Genomic DNA, 7,057 nt, shown 5'->3' with positions numbered 1-7,057 from the left:
GTCGGCCCGCGCGACAGGACAGGGTGTGGCGACGGCGATCGTGCTGTGCGGCCTCGCCTGTCCCGCGTGGGCTGATCCTCTCGGCGACGCCGTCCTGCGCGCCCTGGCCCGCCATCCGGAGGTGCGTCTGGCCGAGGTCGAGGTCAGCCAGGCCGCGACCGAGGTCGAGATGGCGCGCAACGGCTATCTCCCCGCGCTCAACGCCTCCAGCGGTCCGGCCGCCGCCGGGCTGGGTTATGATGTCACCCTGACCCAGACCCTGATGGACTGGGGCGAGACGGCGGGGCAGGTCGATCAGCGCCGCGCCTTGCTGGCACGCCAGCAGGCCAATCTCGAAGTGGTGCGCGATGACGCCGCTCTCGAACTGGTCGAGACCTGGATGGACATCGCCAGCGGGCGCGCCCGGCTAACCGTCATCGACGACCAGCTGGCCCGACTGCAGGAACTGGCCGACATGGCCCAGACCCGGGTCGAGGGGCGCTATTCCGATCAGAGCGAAAGCGGACGGGTCGCCCTGGCCATCGCGACGGCCCGTGGCCAGCGGGCAGGCATCGAAGGCGAACTGGCCGAGGCGCTGGACCGCTATGATCTTCTGGTGGGCGCGCCGGCCAACGGCGTCAGCCTGCCGCCGTCCCCGACCTTCATGGACTCCGTCCGGGAGGAGGGGGCGCTTGAGGCGGCGATCGCCGCGGCGCCGCTGTTCCGCAAGGCCAGCCTCGGCGTCGATATCGCTGACGGCGGCGTGCGCGAGGCCCGCGCCGCCCGTTTCCCCCGCCTGAATCTGGAAGGATCGCTGCAACGCCGCGAGATCGGCGGCCGGATGGTCGATGACAGCGCGGTCGCGGTGCGCTTCCGCATGGACACCCAGCAGGGGTTCAGCGCCCTGCAACGGCCCAGGCTGGCGATGCAGCGCCGTGAGGCGGCGCGGTGGGAAGCCGAAGGCGTCGGACGTGATCTCCAGCGCCTGATCGAGTCCCTGATCCGCTCCGACGCCGCCCTGGGCGCGCGCATCGCCGCGCTGCAGACCCAGGTTGAACAGGCCGACGCGGTCAGCGGCCTGTATCAGGAGCAGTTCATCGTCGGTCGTCGCGACATCCAGGATCTGGTGATCATGGAGACCGAACGGTTCGAGACCGAACGCCAGCTCATTGACCTGAATATCGAACGACTGCGCCTGCAGTACCGCGTCGCCGCCCAGCTGGGCCTGCTGACCCGGGCCATGGCGGGGGACCAGATGCAGATGCCGGTGGAGACGCCATGACGCTTGCGTGGGACAGCGCGGTCGCCGCTTCATCGGGCGATCCCTTGCGTGAGGGGCTTTGCCTGCTCGCGGCCCGGCTGGGCCGTCAGGTCACCGTCGCCCGGCTGGGGGACGGCCTGCCTCTGCGCGAGGGGCGGTTGCCGCTGGAGGAGGTCGAGAAGGCTATGCGCCGCGCCGGTTTCGCCGCGCGGGCCGTTCGCATGGCGCCGGCCGAGGCGCCGGGGAGCCTGCTGCCCGCCTTGCTGCTGATGAATGACGGCCGCGCTGTCGTTCTGGCGGGGCGCGACGGGGATGAGGCGATCCTGCTGAGCCCCGAAACCGGCGGCGGCGAGGTGCGGACGCCCTGGCCCGAGGTGCAGGCCCTGCACGGAGGCGTCATCATCTTCGCCCGTCCGCTCTACGCCGGGGACGAACGGGCCGGCGGCTATGCCAGGACCGCGCCCCGCCACTGGCTGCGCGGCACGATCCGCGACGCCTGGCCGTCCCTGATCGAGGTCGGGGCGGCGGCGGTGTTCGCCAACCTTCTGGCCATCGCGACGTCCCTGTTCTCGATGCAGGTCTATGACCGGGTCGTGCCGACCTCGGCCTTCGGCACCCTCTGGGTGCTGGCCAGCGGCGTCGCCCTCGCGGTCGCGGCGGAGTGGCTGCTGCGCATGCTGCGGGCGCATCTGCTGGATGTGACGGGCCGGAAACTGGACCTGCAACTGTCCTCGCGGCTGTTCGAGCAGGTCATGCAGATCCGGCTGTCGGCCCGACCCGGCTCGACGGGCGCCTTCTCCGCCCAGGTCCGCGAGTTCGAGACGGTGCGGGAGTTCTTCACCTCCTCAACGCTGGCGGCGCTCAGCGACGCCCCCTTCATCATCGCCTTCCTGGGGGTGATCTTCCTGCTCGGCGGGCCGGTGGTTCTGGCCCCGGCCGCGGCGGTGGTGCTGATGGTGGTTCCGGCCCTGCTGCTGCAGAAGCGCATGGCCGCCCTGTCCCGCGACAACCTGCGTGAAGGGGCCGTGAAGCAGGGCCTTCTGCTGGAAACCGTCGAACATCTGGAGACGGTGAAGGCGACGGGCGCCGAGGGTCGCAGCCTGCGACTCTGGGAGATGCTGTCCGACCAACTGGCCGAGTCCGGGGCCAAGGGGCGCAACATCTCGACCGCCCTGACCCTGTGCGCGTCCGCTGCCCAGCAGTTCGCCTTCGTCGGCGTCATCCTGATCGGCGTCTATCAGATCGCCGCCGGCAACATGACGATGGGCGCCCTGGTGGCCTGCTCGCTGCTGGTCTCCCGCGCCGTTTCCCCCACCACCCAGTTCACCGGCATTCTGGCCCGCTGGCAGCACGTGAAGGTGGCGCTGGAAGGGTTGGATCAACTGATGGCTTCGCCCGTCGAGCGTCCGGCGGGGCGCCAGTTCACCCGTCTGCCGGAGGTTCACGGCCGCCTGATCGTCCAGGAGCTTCAGGTCCGCCCAGATCCGGAGGCGCCGCCGATCCTGATCGTGCCGAAGCTGGAGATCGCGGCGGGCGAGAGGATCGCGCTGATCGGCGGCAATGGCGCGGGCAAGTCGACCCTGCTGCGGGCCTTGTCGGGCTGGGCCGACCCCTCGACCGGGGCGGTGCTGATGGACGATGTCAGCCTGACGCAGATCGACCCCGCCGACCGTCGGCGGGCCATCGGCTACCTGCCGCAGGACAACGCCCTGTTCCATGGGACACTGCGCGAGAACCTGACCTTGGACGGGGCCGCGCGGTCGGACGCCGAACTGCTGGAGGCGCTGGATGTGGTCGGCCTCGGAGCCTTCACCCGCGCGCATCCGGCGGGGCTCGACCTGCCGCTGGCGGGCTCCCGCAGCGTCTCTGGCGGGCAACGGCAGGCCATCGCTCTTGCACGCCTGTTCCTGCAGGATCCGCGCGTGGTCCTGATGGACGAGCCGACGGCCGCCTATGATCAGACCAATGAGCGCCGGGTGGTCGACTTCCTGCAGACCTGGACCGCGGGGCGGACGGTGGTGATCGCCACCCACCGCCGGGCGGCGCTGGCGGTCGCGGACCGCATCGTCGCCCTGTCCGGCGGTCGCATCATCGGCGACAGCCCGCGCGACGCCGGAGGCCAGGTGACCCTGATGAGGAGCTCCAATGCTTGAGGCCGTTCACGACGAGAAGGCGCTGCGGCGGCTGTTGTCCGGCTCCCGCGTCGGGGAGGCCCATCCGGCGGCGCGCCCCATCCTCTGGGCCTGTGTCGCCATCATCGCCATCTTCGTCGGCTGGGCCGCGTGGGCGCCGGTGGATGAGGTGTCGCGGGGCGAGGGCAAGGTGGTGCCCAGCAGCCGGGTGCAGGTGATCCAGAGTCTTGAGGGCGGCATCCTCAGCGACCTGCTGGTCAAGGAGGGGGATATCGTCCAGGCGGGCCAGCCGCTGGTTCAGCTGGATCGCGCCCGCTTCGAATCCTCGGCGCTGGAATCGGGAGCCCAGGTCACCGCCCTGACCGCCGCCATCGCTCGACTGGAGGCCGAGGTGCTGGGGCAGGGCGCGATCGGGTTCCCCGCCAGCATCCCGGCCAATGATCCGGTCATCGCCTCGGAGCGCGCCCTGTTCGCCGCCCGACGCCACAACCTGAACGCCACCGTTCAGGCGCTGGCGCAGGAGACGGCCTATGCCCGCCAGCAACTGAACCTGATCGAACCGCTGGCCGCCCGCGGCGCCGTGAGCGAGGTGGAGGCCCTGCGCCTCAGCAAGGATATCGCGGCCCTGACGGGACGTCAGACCGAGGTGCGCAACACCTATATGCAGGAGGCCTATGCGGAGCTGGCGGCGAAGAAGGCCGAGCTGGCGGCCCAGACCCAGATCTTCAACCAGCGCGAGGACCAGCTCAACCGGACCCGACTGGTCGCGCCGGTCCGGGCGCGGGTCAATGATGTCCTGATCACCACGCGCGGCGGCGTCGTGCAGCCGGGCGAGCCGATCATGCAGCTGACGCCCGTGGATGATCAGCTTCTGGTCGAGGCGCGCATCCTGCCCCGCGATGTCGCCTTCCTGCGGCCCGGCATGCCGGCGCGGGTGAAGATCACGGCCTATGACTACACCGTCTATGGCGATCTGCCGGGACGGGTGGAGCAGATCAGCGAGGACACGCTGGAAGAGGACACGCCGCGCGGCAAGGTCGCCTACTACAGCGTGCTGGTTCGCACCGACCGCGCCTTCCTGCGACGCGGCGCGGAGACCCTGCCGATCCGCCCCGGCATGGTGGCCCAGGTGGATGTGCAGTCCGGACGCCGCACCGTGCTGAGCTATCTCCTGCGGCCACTCCTGAAGGCGCGGCTTGGTTAAGGGGGATTGGTTCCATGACAAATACGTGCGTTTCAGCCGTTTCCCTCCCGCGCGGGCAAGCTATACAATCAGAGGTATTGCTTCGGTTTTGGATTCGGGATGGCGTCGGTCGAACGCAGTCACCTTTCGCTAGCTGAAAGAACCTTCCGCGATTTCGCTGAGGACGATGTTGTCCGTGCTGAAGGGCGGGCGGCGGACGCGATCCGCTCCGCCGACTGGTCCGGTACGCCGCTGGGCGATATCGGCGGCTGGGACCGCGGATTGGTCGCCGCGCTGAATCTGATCCTGGATGCCCGCTTCCCGATGTTCATCGCTTGGGGCGAGGCGCTGCATCTCTTCTACAACGACGCCTACGAGCCCGCCCTGTTGGGCAAGACCGTCCCCCAGGGGCAGCCCATGCAGACGGTCTTCCCGGAGGCCTGGAGCAGCATCGGTCCGCTCATGGGAAAGGCGTTGCGGGGCGAGGCCAGCTATTTCGAGGACTTCGAGGTTCCGCTGGTTCGCAATGCGGTCCTGGCCAGCACCTGGTGGTCGTTCTCCTATTCCCCCCTGCGCGCGGAGGACGGTCAAATCGGCGGGGTGCTGGGCGTGGTCTATGAGACGACCCGCCGTCTCCTGTCCGACGAGGCGTTGAGGTCCAGCGAGGCCGCCCTGCTCACCGTCACCGAGATGACGCCGGGCCTGCTCTGGCAGTGCGAGGCCGACGGGCGGCTGACCTGGGTGAACCAGCGGCTCCTCGACTATTTCGGCCTCGAACACATCGGCGACGCCCACTGGGATGACTTCGTCCTGCCCGAGGACATCGAGGCGGCGCGGAAGGTCTATCGGGTCTGTCTGGACGAGCGACGCCCCTTCCACTGCCAACAGCGGCTGAGGGGCGTGGACGGCCGCTATCGCTGGTTCATGGTCCGTTGCCAGCAGATGTTCGATAGCAAGGGCGATCTCGCCGGCTGGTGCGGCTCCGCCATCGACATTGATGAATGGCGACTGGCGACGGACGGGCTGTCCGATCAGAACGAGCTGCTTCGCGACCTGAACGGGGCCGATGCGACCCTGCTGTGGGTGGCGGACGTCGAGAGCCGGCAGGTGACGCCGGTCAACGCGCAGTCCAATCCCGCCTGGGCCCTGCCTGCGGATGGCGCGTCCTTCACCTGAGACAGCTGGACGGACACGGTCCACGCCGACGATCGCGCCCAGTTCCTCGCTGCGTTTGATCGCGCCGCGGGGGGAAAGACCGCCCAGTGCAAATTCCGCCGGCTGGCCGGGGCGGGGCCCGCCAGGCGGTTCCAGCTGACCGCCTTCCCGATCGTGGATGGGCAGGGGCATCTGCGCCGGATCGGCGGGCTGATGGTGGAGATCGGCAGGGAGATCGACCCGCGGGCCTATCTGGTGGATTCCGATCCCGTGCGCGCCAGCGCCTTTTCGCAAGCCTTCGCCCGCAAGGGCTTCCGCATCCGGACCTTCACCTCGCCCGGCGAGCTGGAGCACGTCGCGGATGATCTGGTGGCCGGTTGTGTGATCGTCGGGGTGGATCACGACATGGACGCCGTGCTGAAGGCGGCGGCCACGCTCAAGCAGGCGTCCCATCTGCGCTGGCTTGCGGTCGGCGACTTCTCCCATCGGCTGGAGGATGTGGTTCGGCTGATGAAGCTGGGCGCGGCGGATGTCCTGTCCTGTCCCGACGCCGCCACCGTGGTGGAAGCCGGGCAGGCGGCGCTGGCCCTGGCGCGTCCCGAGCCGGACAAGACCTCCGCCCCGGAAAGCGCCCGCCAGAGGGTCGAACTGCTCAGTCGGCGCGAACGCGAGGTCCTGGACGGCCTGGTCGCCGGCGGCACCAACAAGACCATCGCCCAGAAGCTGCAACTCAGCCCGCGCACGGTCGAAACGCACCGCGCGCACCTGATGGATCGTCTGGGCGCCTCCAGCCTCGCGGACCTGATCAAGCTGGCGGCCGAGGCGGGTATCTAACTCGCCTTCGGGTCAGGATTTTCTTCTCGGAGTTATACTCAGTAGCCCCCCGGATGACGGTGCCGGGGCTTTCCGGATGATGGTCGAACGCCGGGGATTCCAGGCAGAGACAGAGGAGAGTTCCTGATTGGCCGCGAATGACCAGTCGATGCCCGAAACCCAGTTTACGGCCCTGAGAGCCGAATTGCTTCGCGTATCGGGCAAGATGTCCTGCACCCAGGCCCTGGACCTTGCCGACCTGCTTCACACCGTAATCCGGATGCGGAAGCCGCATCGCCCGCTTCAGAACCTCGAAGCGCTGTTCGGCGACACCAACTGCTCCTGAGGCAGGCGCGGAAGCGCGACCCGGACTTCAGAACACCCCGAGGCAGCCGCGATCCGCTGATGCGGCGGATCGCGCCCGTCGTCGTGCGGGGGCGAAATCGGTCAAATGGGGATGCGGACCCGGCGCCCGCGGTCAGCAGGCGCCCTGATCAGGCCGGTGGCGGAGAGGGGGTCCGCCTTCCTAGCCTT

At 69.1% G+C, this 7,057-nt stretch carries 6 protein-coding genes and 1 pseudogene; all 7 read left to right on the top strand.

Annotated features, from left to right (window positions below; all coding sequences use genetic code 11):
- The first annotated feature begins 25 nt into the window (after positions 1–25).
- The gene (locus ACFQQC_RS07095) at positions 26–1,261 is read left to right on the top strand and encodes a TolC family protein (RefSeq protein WP_376861098.1); all 1,236 of its coding nucleotides are present in this window, start codon (positions 26–28) and stop codon (positions 1,259–1,261) included.
- Complete coding sequence (locus ACFQQC_RS07090) at positions 1,258–3,393, top strand: type I secretion system permease/ATPase (RefSeq protein WP_376861096.1); 2,136 nt, start codon at positions 1,258–1,260, stop codon at positions 3,391–3,393. Before ACFQQC_RS07095 ends, ACFQQC_RS07090 begins: the two co-directional genes overlap by 4 nt.
- On the top strand, positions 3,386–4,576 hold the full coding sequence (locus ACFQQC_RS07085; protein ID WP_376861094.1) for an HlyD family efflux transporter periplasmic adaptor subunit: 1,191 nt from the start codon (positions 3,386–3,388) through the stop codon (positions 4,574–4,576). Before ACFQQC_RS07090 ends, ACFQQC_RS07085 begins: the two co-directional genes overlap by 8 nt.
- 99 nt (positions 4,577–4,675) lie before the next feature.
- Positions 4,676–5,731: a PAS domain-containing protein gene (locus tag ACFQQC_RS07080; protein WP_376861092.1), complete on the top strand. Its 1,056-nt coding sequence runs from the start codon at positions 4,676–4,678 to the stop codon at positions 5,729–5,731.
- Between the two features lie 12 nt (positions 5,732–5,743).
- Positions 5,744–5,908 (top strand): annotated as a pseudogene (locus ACFQQC_RS07075) (hypothetical protein); the annotation flags it as partial.
- Between the two features lie 15 nt (positions 5,909–5,923).
- Positions 5,924–6,544, top strand: a complete 621-nt coding sequence (locus tag ACFQQC_RS07070; RefSeq protein ID WP_376861091.1) for a response regulator transcription factor — start codon at positions 5,924–5,926, stop codon at positions 6,542–6,544.
- 127 nt (positions 6,545–6,671) lie between these two features.
- Positions 6,672–6,869 (top strand): hypothetical protein, encoded by a 198-nt coding sequence (locus ACFQQC_RS07065; protein ID WP_376861089.1) that lies wholly within the window; start codon positions 6,672–6,674, stop codon positions 6,867–6,869.
- Positions 6,870–7,057: the final 188 nt, after the last annotated feature.

The organism is Brevundimonas sp. GCM10030266 (assembly GCF_042666595.1).
Lineage (GTDB): Bacteria > Pseudomonadota > Alphaproteobacteria > Caulobacterales > Caulobacteraceae > Brevundimonas.
The sequence above is the reverse complement of the archived record's forward strand: the minus strand, read 5'-3'. Positions and strand labels throughout refer to the sequence as shown.

Coding starts and splice junctions, on each gene's coding strand:
- ACFQQC_RS07090 (WP_376861096.1), top strand. CDS start 1,258: ATGACGCTTGCGTGGGACAGCGCGGTCGCCGCTTCATCGGGCGATCCC.
- ACFQQC_RS07085 (WP_376861094.1), top strand. CDS start 3,386: ATGCTTGAGGCCGTTCACGACGAGAAGGCGCTGCGGCGGCTGTTGTCC.
- ACFQQC_RS07080 (WP_376861092.1), top strand. CDS start 4,676: ATGGCGTCGGTCGAACGCAGTCACCTTTCGCTAGCTGAAAGAACCTTC.
- ACFQQC_RS07070 (WP_376861091.1), top strand. CDS start 5,924: ATGGTGGAGATCGGCAGGGAGATCGACCCGCGGGCCTATCTGGTGGAT.